The organism is Nesterenkonia sp. DZ6 (genome assembly GCF_022565835.1).
Taxonomy (GTDB): Bacteria; Actinomycetota; Actinomycetes; order Actinomycetales; family Micrococcaceae; genus Nesterenkonia.
In genome coordinates, this window is sequence record NZ_JAJOYW010000001.1 from 1,167,147 (window position 1) to 1,182,677 (window position 15,531).

A 15,531-nucleotide genomic window follows, 5' to 3' on the forward strand; every position below is an offset into this window, starting at 1 on the left:
GCCGGCACAGCCGGTGCTGCAGAACGCCCGTCAGCTCTGCAGCTGGCGGGCGTCCTTCAGCACCGGGACCATCTTTCGGGTCTGGCTGACCACTTCCGGGTCCACCTCTGCGACCAGCAGCTCGGGTGCGCCGCCGGCCTCGCTGAGCGGGACGCCCAGCGGGGAGACGATCATCGAATGACCGATTCCGGTGGGCGCTCCCTGGACCGCGTCCACCCCCGCGGCGGCGGGGTCGGCCTGACCGCAGGCGAGGATGTACTGCGTGGAGTCCAGCGCCCTGGCCTGTGCGAGCAGCCGCCACTGCTCCAGCTTGCCCTCCCCTGCTCCCCATGAGGCCGGCACCAGGGTCACCTGCGCCCCGGAGCGGGCATGGTCGGTGAACAGGTTCGGGAAGCGGATGTCATAACAGGTTGCCAGGCCGAAGGTGACCCCGTCGAGCACGAACTGCGCGGGGCTGCGGCCGGGCTGGACGCCGTCGGACTCCTTGAAGCCGAAGGCGTCATAGAGATGGATCTTGTCGTAGGCGACATCGACCTCTTCGCCGGAAACGGCCGGCCCCACGGCAATGAGCGTGTTGACCACCCGCGGTCGACCCTCGCCGCTGGGAACCCCGGGGGTGAACATCCCGGCGACGATCACGATCTGGAATTCGCGCGCCAGGGCGCGGACCGCCTCGGCCCAGGGGCCGGTGACCGGTTCGGCCACAGGTGGCAGCGGGTGCCCGAAGGCTCGCTGGGTCGCCTCGGGGAACACGACGACGCGGGCGCCGGCCTGCGCGGCGCGAGCGGCATATTCGCGGATCAGTTCGAGGTTGGCTTCAGGATCCGGGCCGGTGGTGATCTGAGCGGCAGCGATGCGCATCGATCAGACCTCCGCGCGATCTCCGACCTTGCTGCGGAGCTTCTTCACCGTAGAGCTTGCGCCCCGCTGGGAGAGCACCTGCACGGTCGCAGAGACGGCCGCGGAACCGATGGAGAAGGCGAGGGCTCGCTTGAGCGTCATCTCGTCGTTGCCCACGCGCGGGGCGTCGTCGCCGGTGGCCTTCTTCCACACGAAGTCGAAGATTCGGGTGGCGACGAAGCCGCCTGCAAGTGAGATGCCAAGGGCCATGCCCTTGTCCAGAAGCTTGTCCACAATGTTCTCCTCAGGGGGTGGGTCGATGTCCTGGTGTTACTCTAGTGCACGTCATTTGAGACACGACAGGGGAGCGCCCCTCGACGGAAGAACGCGGCTGAGAAGCCATGATTCCGCCGGCAGGGCGCTGAGAGTGGGCTGAAGGCCCAGACCCTCGCACCTGATCAGGTTAGGACCTGCGAAGGAAGTCGAGAATCTTCACTCGGATGCTCGAGCTCCGGCTCGAGCTCTCCTCCTGCGTGCTTCTGGTCCGCCCTCATCCAGGGAGAAGCATCATGAGCAGCAGCAAACGCGCGGCCACCTCCGGTCGCGGCACAGGCGCACACTCCCCCGCCCGATCATGGCGCTGGTCGGTCTCCGACATCGTGGTCGCCTCGGTGCTCGCGGTCGCCTCCGGAGTCATCTTCTGGGGCTGGAACCTCAGCTACCACCTGATCGGGAACCTCTTCGTCTTCTACCCGCCGGTGGAGACCCTGGTGCATGGGATGTGGCTCTTCCCCGCCGTCCTCGGGGCCCTGGTGATCCGCAAGCCCGGCGCCGCGATCTACTGCGAGATGGTCGCCGCGGCGGTCTCCGCCCTGCTGGGCTCCCAGTGGGGACTCACGGTGCTCTCCTCCGGGTTCATGCAGGGCCTCGGCGCCGAGCTGATCTTCCTGGCGGTGGCCTATCGCCGCTTCTCCCTGGAGTTCGCGATGGCAGCCGGCGCCGCCTCCGGGCTCACCGGCGGAATCACCTATCACTGGATCGTCCCGATGTACGCCTACGCCCCCACCGAGACCATCATCCACATCACCTGCTTCGCGCTCTCCGGGGCGATCATCGCCGGGGTGCTCCCCTGGCTCGCCACCCGTGGACTGGCGGCGGCCTCGGTGCTGGGGCCGCTGAACTCTCGGCGAGCGCACCGGGAGCCACGGCTGAGCCTCGGGCGAGCACATGGGTGAACGGGTCGACGCCGGGGCTGGTGATCTCGCCGGCACCCCGGTCCCTGAGCCCGGCTCCGCGACCCGGGCGCACCCTGCGCGCGGGGTCGCCGTCACCGCGCAGCGATGGTCCTGGACCCATGCCGAACGCGAGCGTGCTGCTGTGGCGGGCCTTGACCTGCAGATCTCTCCGGGAGAGAAGGTGCTCCTCGCGGGGCCCTCGGGGGCGGGGAAGTCCACCCTGCTGCACGCGCTGGCCGCGGTGCTGCATGATGATGAGGCCGAGGTCCACGGCCGGCTGCTGCTCGACGGCGTCGACCCTGAGCAGGCCCGCGGCCGGGCCGGCCTGATGCAGCAGGACCCGGAGTCCCAGGTGGTGCTCTCGCGGATCGGCGACGACGTGGCCTTCTCCGCCGAGAACCTCGCCGTGCCGCGGGAGCAGATCTGGCAGCGGGTCCGGGCCGCACTGACCGATGTCGGACTGCAAAGCTTCGACCTGGATCATCCCAGCGCGAAGCTCTCCGGAGGACAGAAGCAGCGGCTGGCCCTGGCCGGGATCCTCGCGATGCGCCCCGGCCTGTTGCTGCTCGATGAACCCACCGCAAACCTGGACCCCGAGGGCGTCCGGCAGGTACGTGACGCGGTGCTCGCCGCCGCCGAGGCCACCGGCGCCACGGTCATCCTGGTGGAGCATCGTCTCGAGGTCTGGGCGGAGCACATGGACACCCTGCTGGTGCTCGAGACCGGCGGCGGGATCCGCAGGAGCAGTCCCGCCGCGGAGATCTTCACCGATGCTGCGCTTCGCGAGGAGCTGGCCGGCATGGGGCTCTGGGTTCCCGGACGGGATCCGCTGCAGGATCTGCCGGTGTGGAGGGGTGGTACGGAGCGGCTGGGCGGGACTGAGCGGCTGGGCGGGACTGGGCGGAAGCAGGCCGAACCGCTGCTGCTGGCCGAGGGCCTCGCCGTCGGACGCCACTCCCCCAAACCCGGCTGGCGGCGCGCGCAGCCGGCGCCGCCGACCGTGAAGGATCTCGATCTGGTGATCCGCCGAGGTCAGACCCTGGGCATCACCGGCGCCAACGGCGCGGGGAAGTCCACGCTGCTGCTGACCCTCGCGGGGCTGCTGCCCGCCCACGCCGGCAGCGTCTCGGCGACTGCGGAGCTCAAGGGCGCTGGCGCGCTGCTGGCGGAGGACCCGCACAAGTGGCGCTCCGCTGACCTGGTCGCCCGGATCGGGGTGGTCTTCCAAGAGCCGGAGCACCAGTTCGTGCGCAGCACCGTCCGCGAGGAGCTCGCCCTGGGCGCGCAGCAGGCCGAGGTCCCCGGCACGACGGACCCATTGTTCGACGAGCAGCAGATCGACGACCGGGTCGCCCGGCTGCTGGAGCGGCTCGGACTCACGGAGCTGGCCGAGGCCAACCCGTTCACGCTCTCGGGCGGGGAGAAGCGCCGGCTCTCGGTGGGCACTGTGCTCTCGGCGGGACCTGAGGTGCTGATGCTCGATGAGCCCACCTTCGGCCAGGATGCCCGCACCTTCGCAGAGCTCATCTCGCTGCTGCGCGAGCATGTGGATTCCGGCGGAACGGTGCTGGCGGTCACCCACGATGCCGCCTTCCTGCGCGGACTTCACGCGAGTGAGCACCAGGTCCGGCGAGAAGAACCGGTCGCCCCGGACGAGCAGCGGGGCGGGGAGCGCTCAGACCCCCCGGGTGGGGAGCTCTTCGGGCCTGAGCGGTCGCTGTCCTGGCTGGGCCGGCGCAATGCGCTGGCCAAGCTCATCGCGGTCTTCCTGATCACGGCGGCGCTGGTGATGACCATCGACGCGGTGAGCTCCGGCGTCGTGATCCTCGCCAGCCTCGCGCTGCTGCCGCTGGCCGGGATCAGACCGGGCGGCTTCCTGCGACGCGTCTGGCCCTTCGCCGCGGGCGCGGTGGTGGCCGCCTGGGGCACGGCGATCGCCGCCGAAGAGTCCGGTCGTGTGCTCGCTGACCTGGGGTTCACCACGATCAGCGAGGGATCGATCACGCTGGGGCTCGCGCTGGGCGCCCGTGCGTTCGCGATCGTGCTGCCTTCGGTGATCGTCTTCTCCACCACGGATCCGACGGATCTGGCGGACTCCCTGGCGCAGCAGCTGCGGCTGCCCGCGCGCTTCGTGCTCAGTGCGCTGGCGGCGATGCGGCTGCTCGGTCTGCTGGCGGAGCATTGGAGAACGATCGGGCACGCCCGCCGAGCCCGCGGCGTGGGTGCGCACGGCGGGCTCACGGCACGGATGCGCGGCACGGCCTCGCAGGCCTTCGGTCTGCTGGTCCAGGCCATCCGGATGGCCACCAGGCTCGCGGTGACCATGGAGTCGCGCGGGTTCGGCGCGGGACCGCGCAGCTGGGCGCGCCCGGCGCGGTTCAGCGCGGCGGATCTGCCGGTGATCCTGGGCGGCGCCGGAATCGGGGCGCTGGCGGTGACCGCGGCGGTCCTCGCCGGAGCATGGAACTTCGTCTGGACCTGAGCGGGTCCATGCTCAGCCGCGGGAGGGAGGGATGTCCCGGCTGATCCGCTCGACCGCGCTGGCGAGCTCGTCATGGGTGAGCAGATCCCGGCGCATGTGCTTGGTGCGGTAGCCGGAGCGGCCCACCACGTGCGCGCTGACCGGCGCGGTGAGCAGCTGCAGGCCCCAGGCGAGCAGCACGATGGCGACCCATTCCCAGGACCGCCAGCTGATCGCCGCGGCCAGCAGCAGCGCGAGCAGCCCCAGCACCTGTGGCTTGGTCGCTGCGTGCATCCGCGAGTGCAGATCGGGCAGCCGGACCAGGCCGACGCCGGCGGCCAGGGACATCAGCCCACCGATCACCAGCAGCACCGAGGCCACCGCATCGAGGATCAGGTCCGCGTCGAGAGACTCAAGCATCACGATCCTCCTGCTTCGATGGCTTCTGTGCGGGCGGGCGAGCAGCGGTGTCAGCACTCGGGGCTTCCTCCGCGTCGGCGCTGGCGTCGTCGTCTGCGGGGGCGTCGTCGTGGCGGCGCGGGGTGAACCCGGAGCGGGTCAGGGCGGAGAACCAGGAGGTGGACTCGTCCTCGCCCTCCTCCACCTCGATCCCGGGCATCCTGGGGGTGCTCACCGGGTCGTGCGGGGCCTCCGGCTCGCTCTCCGCAGCGGCACCGGGGATGGCCGGGGCCAGCGGGGGCGCAGGGTATGGGTCCTGCTCGGAGGATTCGCTGGCCACCTCTTCGGGAGAGCGCACGACCACATAGCGTGCGATGGCCACCGCGCCGAGGAAGCCGATCACGGCCGTGATCACGACGAACATGATGAAGTCCTGGTGGTCGTTGACCACCATGTCCACGATCATCATCGAGGCCACGATGATGAGCATCACGTCGAGGCTGATCACCCGGTCCAGCACGGAGGGGCCCTTATAGATGCGGTAGACGCTGCCGATGGCGCCGATGGCGAGCAGCACCTGGGTGATGTGCACGGCGATGTCCAGCATCAGTGCTCCACCTCCTCGATCGTGGTCCGCTCAGGAGAATCGGCGCCGGCATCGATGTCGGTACGCTCGGGGGCGCGTCCCGCGGCACGTTCGGCGTCCCGCTCGGCCTCGCTGGGACCGTCGCCGCGATGGATGAACGGGGCCTCCCGCTCGGTCTTGGAGAAGCCCGACATCCTGCCCAGGCGCTTCTCCGCCTTGACCACGGCCACGTCCGAGCGATTCCCGCAGGTCAGGATGAGCAGCGCCTCGGTCTTCAGCGCGTCCTGGCGGATCTTCTCGGCATCCTCATCGGAATTGATGTCGAGAGTGTGCAGGTAGAGCGTCGCCGTCGTGCGGTCGACGTCGAGGACCAGGGAGCCCGGCACCAGCGCAAGCGCATGCCCGGTCAGGGTGACGATCAGGTCGTCATGGCTGCGCAGCTGGATCGAGATGATCGAGTTCTTCACCCTCGGTCCGACGACGACGGCGATCCAGGAGACCTGGAACGAGGCGGCGACCATCTTCACCAGGAAGCGACCGGTGAAGACCAGTCCCCACCAGGGGTTCAGCCGTCCGCTGCCGCGCAGCGGCGGCAGGTAGAACACCCGCACGATGATCGTGGCATAGACCGCCCCGATGATGAACGTGCCGATCGTGAAGTCCTGCCAGATCGCCATCCAGAAGAAGCCGAGGAACGCGATCAGCGGCAGCTCCAGCTTCAGCGGAGTCTTGGGTCTCTTCATCACTGATCATCCCCGTCGGTGATCTCCGGGACGACGTCGGCCGCTTCGTCATCGGGCTGCAGGGAGGTCTCCACCGGAGCGTGCTCGGCCGCGCCGCCGTCGTCGAGCTCATAGTCGATCAGGAAGGTGGCGGCGAACTCCTCGAGCTCGTCGCGCACGCCCTCGGTCCGGTCGGGGCCGAAGACGGCCTCCAGGTAGGGGGTGCGCTCATACATATCCTGCGCGGCGGCCCGGGAGAAGTCCATCAGCGGGCCGGCGAAGACGCTGAACGCCAGCGACATCGCCACCAGCGCCGCGGTCGGGGCGACCATCGACATCGGCAGGTAGCGCTTGTTCGCCGCGCGGGAGTGCGCCAGCGTCTTGGACATCAGCTGGCGCTCGGGAGTCTCATCGGCGTCCTCAGGCTTGCGCCAGAAGCCGCGGGTCCAGATCCTGGCCACCGCCATCAGGGTGAGCAGGGAGGTCACCACCGAGGCGATCACCAGCGTCCAGGTGATCCAGGTGTTCTCCGCGATGCCGCCCTGCATCATGCCCAGCTTGCCGACGAATCCGGAGAACGGTGGAATCCCGGCGAGGTTCATCGCCGGGATGAAGAACAGCAGTCCCAGCACCGGGGAGATCTTCGCCAGCCCGCCCAGGCGCAGCACGTTGGAGGTCCCGGACCGGCGTTCGATCAGTCCGGTGACCAGGAACAGCGTGGTCTGGATGGTGATGTGGTGGGCCACGTAGTAGATGGTGGCGGCCATGCCGATGATCGAGCTCAGCGCGAGCCCGAAGACCAGATAGCCGATATGGCTGATCAAGGTGAAGGAGAGCATGCGCTTGATGTCCGCCTGCGCCAGCGCACCGAGGATTCCCACGATCATGGTCAGCGCCGCGACGATCATCAGCGCGGTGTTGATCCGCTCCCCCGGGAAGAGCAGCGTCTCGGTGCGGATCATCGCGTAGATGCCGACCTTGGTGAGCAGCCCGGCGAACACCGCGGTGACCGGGGCCGGCGCCGTGGGGTAGGAGTCGGGCAGCCAGAAGGCCAGCGGGAACACCGCGGCCTTGATCCCGAAGGCCACCAGCAGCATCACGTGCAGGGTCAGCTGGGTGCTGGGATCAAGGTCCGCCAGGCGCAGCGCGAGATCGGCCAGGTTCACCGTGCCGGTGGCGGCGTAGATCATCCCGATCGTGATCAGGAACAGCATCGAGGAGACGATCGAGACCACCACGTAGGTGACGCCCGCACGGATCCGGGATTCACCGCCGCCCAGGGTCAGCAGCACATAGGAGGCGGTCAGGAAGATCTCGAAGCCCACGTAGAGGTTGAACAGGTCACCGGCGAGGAACGCGTTGGATACGCCGGCCACCAGGATCAGGTAGGTGGGGTAGAAGATCGAGACCGGACCGGAGTCGTCCTTCTCCTCGGCGGCGCCCTGGCCCACCGCGTAGAGCAGCACGCACAGGGTGATGATCGAGGAGACCACCAGCATCAGCGCCGCGAACCGGTCGATCACCATCACGATGCCGAAGGGCGCCGGCCAGCCGGCCAGGTGGATGGCGTGGGCGCCGCCGTTCCAGACGTGGCTCAGCATCGTGACCTCGAGGATCACGGTGAGCACGAGCGCGCCGATGGTGATCGCCCGCTGGGCGGACTTGTTGCGGTAGAAGGCGAACGCGAAGCCCGCGCCGAAGAACGGGATCAGCACGGCCAGCGGGGTGAAGTTGAGGAACTCGGTGTTCATCAGCGCTGACCTCCTTCGGTCGGGTCTGGATCCTCAGCCGGATCGGTGTCAGGTTCCGCCGTCGGCTCGACGTCGGGATCTGCCGGGACCTGCCGAGGCGGCCCGTCGGCGCGTCCGGCTCCGATGGTGACGTCGAGCTGGTCTGCGTGCATCGCTCCGGACGCGGGCGCCTCATCTGCGGCATCCGTCCCAGTCACCTCATCCACCCCGCGGCGCGGGTTCAGCAGCTGGCGCCCCGAGGAGTCGGTGTCATCGGCGAACTCGGTGGTCTCGGTGGCCAGCTCAGCGTCTTCCTCGGTGTCATGGACGTTGGCGTAGGAGGCGATGCGGCGGTCTTCCTCGTCGTCGGCGAGCTCGTCCTGCCGGGCGAGCACCCAGGACCGGTAGATCAGCGCCAGCATGAAGCTGACCAGTGCGAAGGCGATCACGATCGCGGTGAGCAGCAGCGCCTGCGGCAGCGGGTCCAGGTACTCCTCGGCGGAGATGTCGGGATCATAGATCGGGGCGAGTCCGGCGCGGCCGGCGGTGTGCAGCAGCAGCAGGTTCACCCCGTTGGAGATCAGGATGATCCCGAGCAGCACCCGGGTCAGTGAGCGCTCCAGGAGCAGGTAGATGCCGATGGCGAAGAGCGCGCCCATGAGCACCAGAAGGGTCAGGTTGACGGTCATCGGGCCACCCCCGCAGAGGTCTCGCCGTGGATGCCGTGCGCGGTGGTGGTGGCGCGCTGGCCCTCACGTTCGCTGCGCACATCGATCTCCGAGCCGAGGCTGCGCAGGATGTCCACGATCAGGCCGATGACCACCAGGTAGACCCCGACGTCGAAGAGGATCGCCGAGACGAAGTGGTGCTCGCCGAAGATCGGGAGGGTGAGGTAGAAGTCGAAGGACTGGAAGGCCTGCCCGCCGGCGATCAGCGGGGTGATGCCCGTGAAGCAGGCGATGGCCAGGCCCCAGCCCATCATGGCGCCGGCGGAGAACGGGATCGCGGCTTCGAGCTCGTAGCGGCCGCCGGCCAGGTAGCGCAGCACGAAGGCGAGTCCCGCCAGCAGGCCGCCGGCGAAGCCGCCGCCTGGCAGGTTGTGTCCGGCCAGCAGCAGGTAGAGCGAGATCATGATGATGCCGTGGAACATCAGCCGGGTGATGACCTCGAAGACGATGCTGCGGTGCTCCGGCGCCACCGTGCGGCCCGCCACCAGCCAGGCCTCACGGGCCACGGTGGCGAAGGAGCGGGCGACCTTGATCTCGCGGACCTGGCGCGGGGAGAGCGCCTTGTCCGAGAGCACCCGTCCGACGGTGCCGCTGGGGACCTCATGGAGCTCCCGGCGCTGCACGTCACGGCGTTTCACGAAGATCAGCGAGGCGACGCCGGTGGCCGCGGCGGCGAGCACGGTGATCTCACCGAAGGTGTCCCAGACGCGGATGTCCACGAGTGTGACGTTGACGATGTTGGCGCCCTGACCGACCTCATAGGCCATCCAGGGGTATTCCACGGACACCGGATCGGCGGTGCGGGCGTTCATGGACATCGCCGCGACGGCCATCATGACCACGCCGAAGCCGATGCCCAGCGCCGCGCGGCCGAACTTGAACCGGGTGGGGGTCTGGGTCCAGATGCCCGCCGGCAGGCTTCGCAGCGCGAGCACGAAGACCACCAGCACGATGGACTCCACCAGCAGCAGGGTCAGCGCGAGGTCCGGGGCGCCCTGCAGCGCGAAGATCCCGGCGATCCCCCAGCCGCAGAGCGAGACCATCAGCACCGCCATGAAGCGCTTGGGAGCCCAGATAGCGCCGGAGGCTCCGCCGAGGATGATCAGCGCGAGCACCACCTGCAGCGGCTGCTCGGCGATGATGAAGTCGTCCACCATCCAGCGATCTGAGACCCCGGCGCCTCCGGGGCCGCCGAAGATCACCACGCTGAGCGGCACCAGCGTCGCCACGGCGAGGATGATGAACAGGTACCAGCCCAGCGCACCGCGCTGGGTGCGGGCGGTGACCCAGGAGGAGAGCATGTCGACCCCGCGCACCGTGGCTCGGTAGCCGCGCTCGGCGTCGAACACCGGAGGCACCTTCGTCTGGACGCGGGCGAAAGGCTCGCGGAGGCGGAAGAGCGCGTAGCCCAGCACCCAGGTCAGCGCGGAGAGTCCCAGCACCGGGGTCAGTCCGTGCCAGAGCGCGAGATAGGTCGGTTCGACCGCGGGGTCCACCGGCGCGAACAGGGTGGCCCAGGGTTCGACCAGCGCCTGCACCGGCTGCGGGAACAGCGCCAGGCCCACGGTCGCCGCGGCGAGGATCATCGGAGCTGCGAGGAAGACCCGCGGCACCGGGCCCTTGAAGACGATGGGCGCCGCCGCAGCGCCGGAGGCTTCGCGCTTGGTGGCGAAGGCTCCCCAGAGGAACCGGGCCGAGTAGGCAACGGTCAGCGCGGAGCCCAGCACGACGCCGACCAGCACCAGCCAGCCCCAGGTCAGCGCCGAGCCCCCGTCGGTGGCTTCGGCGTAGCTGAAGAACGACTCGAAGACGACCTCCTTGGCCACGAAGCCGAAGAGCGGCGGCAGGCCTGCCATGGAGGCGGTGGCGATCAGCGCGACGATGAACAATGGGCGCTGGGTCCGGGCCAGCCCGGAGAGCCTGCGCAGATCGCGGGTGCCGGACTGGTGGTCGATGATCCCGACCACCATGAACAGCGCCGCCTTGAACAACCCGTGGGCCAGCAGCATGGCGAGTCCGGCCAGCGCCGCGTCCTCGGTGCCCAGCCCGTTGATCATGATCAGGAAGCCCAGCTGGGAGACCGTGCCGTAGGCGAGCACCAGCTTGATGTCGGTCTGGCGCAGCGCCCGCCAGGCGCCGACCAGCATGGTGAGCAGCCCGAGCCCGAGCACCAGCGGCAGCCAGAAGGTGGTCTCGTGGAAGCCCGGGGCGAACCGGGCCACCAGGTAGACGCCGGCCTTGACCATCGCGGCGGCATGCAGATAGGCCGAGACCGGAGTCGGCGCCGCCATCGCTGCGGGGAGCCAGAAGTGGAACGGGACCAGCGCGGACTTCGAGAGCGCGCCGAGCAGGACCAGCGCCACCGCGATGTCCACCGCGGTCGCCGTCGCGGGGTCAGAGACCAGCTCCGGGGCGGCGGCGAGGATCTCGGAGAGCCGGTAGCTGCCGGTGAGCTGGCCCAGCCAGAGCAGACCCACCAGCATCGCCAGTCCGCCGAAGGTGGTCACCAGCAGCGCCTGGATCGCTGAGCGGCGGGCATAGATCCGGTGTGCCGAGAAGCCGATCAGCAGGAAGGACAGGATCGTGGTGAGCTCCCAGAACACGAAGAGCATGACCAGGTCATCGGCGAGCACCAGACCCAGCATCGAGGCGGCGAAGGCGAAGAGCTCCGCGGCGAAGGGGCCCGCCGCACGCTCGGAGGACGCGAAGTAGCGGGCGCAGTAGAGCATCACCAGGGCCCCGACGCCGAGGATCAGCACCGACATGGCCAGCGCCAGGGCGTCGATGCGGAACGCCAGCTCCACGCCGAACTGCGGGATCCACTCGATCACCTCGGCCGGAGGAGCGTTGGGCTCGCCGATGCCGGCGGCCTGATCGGCCTCAAGCACCGCGGGCACATAGCTCAGGATCGCGACCATGGCCACAGCCAGGACCGCGGCGAGGAAGAAGAAGGTGCGGCGGCCGAACCGGTGGTACAGGAAGGGGGTCAGGATGCTGAGCGCGAACAGCACAGCCAGCATCCCAATGATCATGTACCCCGCTCCTCTCCAGTCATCAGCCTCACACGCCTCACTGCGAGTTCCTGGATCCAGGTTCTGCGGTGGCAATCCTCTCAATGTTAACAAACCAGGGTTACTATGCCGCAATGACCAGCATCGAGCCCGTCGCGGCCTCCTCCCTCGCTCCGCTGAAGAAGCGGCTGATCGCGGTCTGGAGCCTGTGGAGCTGGGGCAATGCCACGGTGAGCGCGGTGATGGTGACCTTCGTCTTCGGCACCTACATCGCCGACGCGGTCGGGCCGGGCGGGCAGGGCACGCAGTATCTGACCACCGCGAACACCATCGCCGGGCTGGTCATCGCGCTCACCGCCCCGGTCATCGGGCAGCGGGCGGACAACGGCGGCCGACGACGACGCTGGCTCGCCGTCAACACCCTGATCGTCATCGCGCTGGTCGCGGCATGCTTCTTCGTGAAGCCCGACCAGGCCTACCTGGTCCTGGGCGTGACCCTCATGGCCACGATGACGCTCTTCGACGAGTTCGCGAACCTCAACTACAACTCCATGATCACCGACATCGCTGACTCGCCACGGATGGGCCGAGTCTCAGGCATCGGCTGGGGCTCGGGCTACCTCGGCGGGATCGTGATCCTCGCCATCGTCTACTTCGGTCTGGTCGCCGGCGAGCCGCCGCACCTGTTCGGACTGGGAGAGGATGAGATGGTCAACGTCCGGGCAGTGGCGCTGGTGGCTGCCGCCTGGTTCCTGATCTTCTCGCTGCCGCTGCTGCTGACGCCGCTCAAGACCGCCGACCAGGAGGTCATTCAGGAACGGGTCAGCATCCTGGAGTCCTACCGCAGGCTCGTCGGGCTGGTCATCGGACTCTGGCGTGAGGACCGGAACACCTTCTGGTTCCTGGTCTCCTCCGCGATCTATCGTGATGGGCTCTCCGCGGTGTTCACCTACGGCGCGATCCTCGGTGTCACGGTCTTCGGGTTCACCACCTCCGACATCCTGCTCTTCGGCATCGCCGGCAATGTGGCCGCGGCGCTGGGGGCGTTCATCGGCGGCTGGTTCGACGACCGGGTCGGTCCGCGCCGAGTGATCGCCACCTGTGTGACCGCGCTGATCATCACCGCCGCAATCCTGTACTTCCTCGACGTGGAGCGCAGCTTCGGCGGCTTCGTGGTCACCCCGACGGGCGCCTTCTGGGTCTTCGGGCTGATGCTCTGCGTGTTCGTGGGCCCGGCGCAGTCCTCTTCCCGGGCGTTCCTGGCCCGGCTGGCACCGCCGAGCCGGGCCGGTGAGCTCTTCGGGCTCTACGCGACGGCGGGGCGCAGCGTGTCCTTCCTGACTCCGGGGCTGATCGCGCTGCTGCTGTGGAGCGCGGGCGGCAGCGACAAGGCGATCATCATCGGCGTGGTGGTGATCCTGAGCATCGGGCTTCTCACCCTGACCCTGGTGCACAACCCCACCGGTCCGGCGAAGATGCGCGATCATCGGGTGCTGAACCGCAGCTGAGGGCTGAGGCGGGGCGGAGTGGCCCCGAGCTGACCCGGCCTCGGGCTACCTGATGATCGTGCGGTGGAAGTTCGCGTGGCTGCGCGAGGCCGTGGGTCCGCGCTGGCCCTGATAGCGGGACTGATGCGCCCCGGTGCCGTAGCCGTGCTCGGCCGGAGAGCTCAGCCGGAAGAAGCAGAGCTGACCGATCTTCGACCCGGGCCACAGCTTGATCGGCAGCGTGGCCATGTTGGAGAGCTCCAGGGTGACCTGCCCGGAGAACCCGGGGTCGATGAACCCTGCGGTGGAGTGGGTCAGCAGTCCCAGCCGGCCCAGTGAGCTCTTGCCCTCCAGCCGGGCCGCGACGTCGTCGGGCAGGGTGACCGACTCATAGGTGGCGCCGAGCACGAACTCCCCGGGATGCAGGATGAAGGGCTCCTCGGGATCCACCTCCACCAGCCGGGTCAGATCCGGCTGGTCCGCCGCCGGGTCGATGTGGGCGTACTTGTGGTTGTCGAAGAGCCGGAACATGCGCTCCAGGCGCACATCCACGCTTGAGGGTTGGATCATCGAGATGTCCAGCGGGTCCAGCCTGATCCGCTCGGCGTCGATCTCGGCTCGGATGTCTCGGTCAGATAGCAGCACTCGCCCAAAGTACCTCAGCACAGCACTGCCGGAGACGAGCCGGGCCCGTTCGCATTGCATTCTGCGCGAGTCCGTGATCGCGTAGAGACATGACCGAGACTCCCAATACCCAGCCAGAGCAGACTCCCGCCACCGACGCAGCCGCCGAGCAGGTCGGCCCCGCCGCCACGCTCGAGCAGGTCCTGATCGAGGGCAAGGACGGCACCGCGCAGGCCGGCGAGATCATCCGGACCTTCCTGACCAGCAGCGTCTTCTTCCTCAGCCCCGAGGAGGTCAACGACGAGACCGGTTCGGTGAATCCGCTGACGCTGCAGGACAACGAGGGCAACCCGTTGATCGCGCTGTTCAGCACCAGCGGGAACATTCCCGATGACTACAAGGAGCACGCTCCGCATGCCGTGGAGGCCCCCGGGGTCGCCATCGTGCAGTCGATCACCGGCGCCGGCATCATGATCGACGCCGGCCAGGAGCATGGCTTCCAGATCTCCGCCGAGGGCGTGGAGCGGATCCGCACCGACTTCATCAGCCCTGCCGAGGACGCCGAAGCCCAGCAATGAGCTGACCTCCGCTGAGCGGCAGCGCTCGCACCGCCCCCGCCGGGGCTAGAGTGTTGAGCTGAATCTGCTGCAGGAGCCGGGAGGAGTGTCGTGGGCGCGGTCCTCTCCGGCTTCACCATCATCTGGCTGATCATCGCGGTCGGCTGGAGCATCGGCAGGTTCGGGGTGCTCGGCCCCGATGCGCGCGTGGTGATGAGCCGCGTCGCGTTCTTCGTGGCCTCCCCCTGCCTGCTCTTCGTCACCATCTCCGAATCCTCGCTGCGCGAGGTGCTCGGGCCGCAGTTCGCCATCGCGACCATCGGTGCGCTGATGACCCTGGTCGCGTTCATCCTGCTCGGCCGACTCCTGCTGCTCAAGGGCCGCGCCGGGTCTGATCTGATGATCGGCGGAATGAGCGGGTCGCTGGTCAACGGCGCCAACCTCGGCTTCCCGATCGCGGCCTATGTGCTCGGCGACGTCGCGCTCGCCGCGCCGATCATCATGTTCCAGCTGGCGATCTACACCCCGATCTACGTCACCGCACTGGACCTGCTGACCCGCGACGCGGGCACGACGCCGAAGGTCCGGCCCCGCCCCCGCATCGCGGTGCTGCGCAGCCTGGGGCAGTCGGCGGTGAACCCGATGATCATCGGCGCCGCTCTCGGCCTGCTCTTCTCCTGGCAGGGACTGAGCTTCCCCACCCCTGTGCAGGAGGCGATCGAGCTCCTCGCCGGCGCCTCGATCCCGCTGATGCTGCTGGCCTTCGGCCTCTCCCTGGTCGGCAGCCGGCCGCTGAGCAGGGCCTCCGCCCGGCGTCGTGACGTGTTCCTCGCCGCCGGCCTGAAGCTGATCCTGCACCCGGTGCTCGCCTGGCTGCTCGCGTCCTTCGTCTTCGGACTCGATGCGCATCAGGTGCTCGTCGCGGTGGTCATGGCAGCCCTGCCGACCGCGCAGAACGTGCTGGTCACTGCCGTGCGCTATCAGGCCGGGGAGGTCATCGCCCGCGACACCGTCCTGTTGACCACCATCGCGGCGATCCCCACCGTGGTGCTGGTCGCCGTGCTGCTGGGCTGATCAGCGCAGACCCGACCGATCACCGAACCGGCGACCGGGGCGGCCCCTGCGGGGCGGCAGCCGAGCGACGGGCGGAG

Annotated in this window: 14 protein-coding genes and 1 riboswitch; of the genes, 5 read left to right on the forward strand and 9 right to left on the reverse strand. The window is 68.8% G+C overall.

Annotated features, from left to right (window positions below; translation table 11 throughout):
• Positions 1-30 precede the first annotated feature (30 nt).
• Together LTH93_RS05230 and LTH93_RS05235 are read right to left on the reverse strand one after the other, a co-directional pair.
• Positions 31-861 (reverse strand): carbon-nitrogen hydrolase family protein, encoded by an 831-nt coding sequence (locus tag LTH93_RS05230; protein WP_241470287.1) that lies wholly within the window; start codon positions 859-861, stop codon positions 31-33.
• A gap of 3 nt (positions 862-864) precedes the next feature.
• Positions 865-1,134: a DUF4235 domain-containing protein gene (locus LTH93_RS05235; protein ID WP_241463641.1), complete on the reverse strand. Its 270-nt coding sequence runs from the start codon at positions 1,132-1,134 to the stop codon at positions 865-867.
• Between the two features lie 57 nt (positions 1,135-1,191).
• Positions 1,192-1,338, forward strand: a riboswitch (TPP riboswitch).
• A 71-nt stretch (positions 1,339-1,409) separates the two neighbouring features.
• On the opposite strand from LTH93_RS05235, the gene LTH93_RS05240 reads away from it, so the two are divergent.
• Both LTH93_RS05240 and LTH93_RS05245 read left to right on the forward strand, forming a co-directional pair.
• Positions 1,410-2,075: an ECF transporter S component gene (locus LTH93_RS05240; protein WP_241470288.1), complete on the forward strand. Its 666-nt coding sequence runs from the start codon at positions 1,410-1,412 to the stop codon at positions 2,073-2,075.
• Positions 2,068-4,557 carry an ATP-binding cassette domain-containing protein gene (locus LTH93_RS05245; protein ID WP_241470289.1) on the forward strand — a complete coding sequence of 830 codons (2,490 nt, stop codon included), beginning with the start codon at positions 2,068-2,070 and terminating at the stop codon, positions 4,555-4,557. The genes LTH93_RS05240 and LTH93_RS05245 overlap by 8 nt, the downstream gene beginning before the upstream one ends.
• Before the next feature lie 12 nt (positions 4,558-4,569).
• On the opposite strand, the gene mnhG is transcribed toward LTH93_RS05245, so the two are convergent.
• Genes mnhG through LTH93_RS05275 form a run of 6 tightly spaced genes read right to left on the reverse strand, consistent with a single transcriptional unit; the run spans position 4,570 to position 11,733 of the window.
• Positions 4,570-4,956, reverse strand: coding sequence for a monovalent cation/H(+) antiporter subunit G (gene mnhG / locus LTH93_RS05250; protein ID WP_241463638.1), 387 nt, complete (start codon positions 4,954-4,956; stop codon positions 4,570-4,572).
• Positions 4,949-5,542, reverse strand: coding sequence for a monovalent cation/H+ antiporter complex subunit F (locus tag LTH93_RS05255; RefSeq protein WP_241463637.1), 594 nt, complete (start codon positions 5,540-5,542; stop codon positions 4,949-4,951). Before LTH93_RS05255 ends, mnhG begins: the two co-directional genes overlap by 8 nt.
• A complete protein-coding gene (locus LTH93_RS05260; RefSeq protein WP_241470290.1) occupies positions 5,542-6,264 on the reverse strand; it encodes a Na+/H+ antiporter subunit E in 723 nt (240 codons plus the stop codon). The genes LTH93_RS05255 and LTH93_RS05260 overlap by 1 nt, the downstream gene beginning before the upstream one ends.
• Complete coding sequence (locus tag LTH93_RS05265) at positions 6,264-7,994, reverse strand: Na+/H+ antiporter subunit D (protein WP_241463635.1); 1,731 nt, start codon at positions 7,992-7,994, stop codon at positions 6,264-6,266. The genes LTH93_RS05260 and LTH93_RS05265 overlap by 1 nt, the downstream gene beginning before the upstream one ends.
• Positions 7,994-8,662 carry a Na(+)/H(+) antiporter subunit C gene (locus LTH93_RS05270; protein ID WP_241470291.1) on the reverse strand — a complete coding sequence of 223 codons (669 nt, stop codon included), beginning with the start codon at positions 8,660-8,662 and terminating at the stop codon, positions 7,994-7,996. The genes LTH93_RS05265 and LTH93_RS05270 overlap by 1 nt, the downstream gene beginning before the upstream one ends.
• Positions 8,659-11,733, reverse strand: a complete 3,075-nt coding sequence (locus LTH93_RS05275) for a Na+/H+ antiporter subunit A (RefSeq protein WP_241470292.1) — start codon at positions 11,731-11,733, stop codon at positions 8,659-8,661. Before LTH93_RS05275 ends, LTH93_RS05270 begins: the two co-directional genes overlap by 4 nt.
• Positions 11,734-11,846: 113 nt before the next feature.
• On the opposite strand from LTH93_RS05275, the gene LTH93_RS05280 reads away from it, so the two are divergent.
• Positions 11,847-13,220: an MFS transporter gene (locus LTH93_RS05280; protein WP_241470293.1), complete on the forward strand. Its 1,374-nt coding sequence runs from the start codon at positions 11,847-11,849 to the stop codon at positions 13,218-13,220.
• Positions 13,221-13,265: 45 nt separating this feature from the next.
• Here LTH93_RS05280 and dcd read toward each other — a convergent pair whose 3' ends face one another.
• Positions 13,266-13,844, reverse strand: a complete 579-nt coding sequence (gene dcd / locus LTH93_RS05285) for a dCTP deaminase (protein WP_241470294.1) — start codon at positions 13,842-13,844, stop codon at positions 13,266-13,268.
• Between the two features lie 89 nt (positions 13,845-13,933).
• Here dcd and LTH93_RS05290 point away from each other — a divergent pair, with 89 nt between their 5' ends.
• On the forward strand, positions 13,934-14,401 hold the full coding sequence (locus tag LTH93_RS05290; RefSeq protein ID WP_241463631.1) for an SseB family protein: 468 nt from the start codon (positions 13,934-13,936) through the stop codon (positions 14,399-14,401).
• A gap of 90 nt (positions 14,402-14,491) precedes the next feature.
• A complete protein-coding gene (locus LTH93_RS05295; protein WP_241463630.1) occupies positions 14,492-15,454 on the forward strand; it encodes an AEC family transporter in 963 nt (320 codons plus the stop codon).
• Positions 15,455-15,531: the final 77 nt, after the last annotated feature.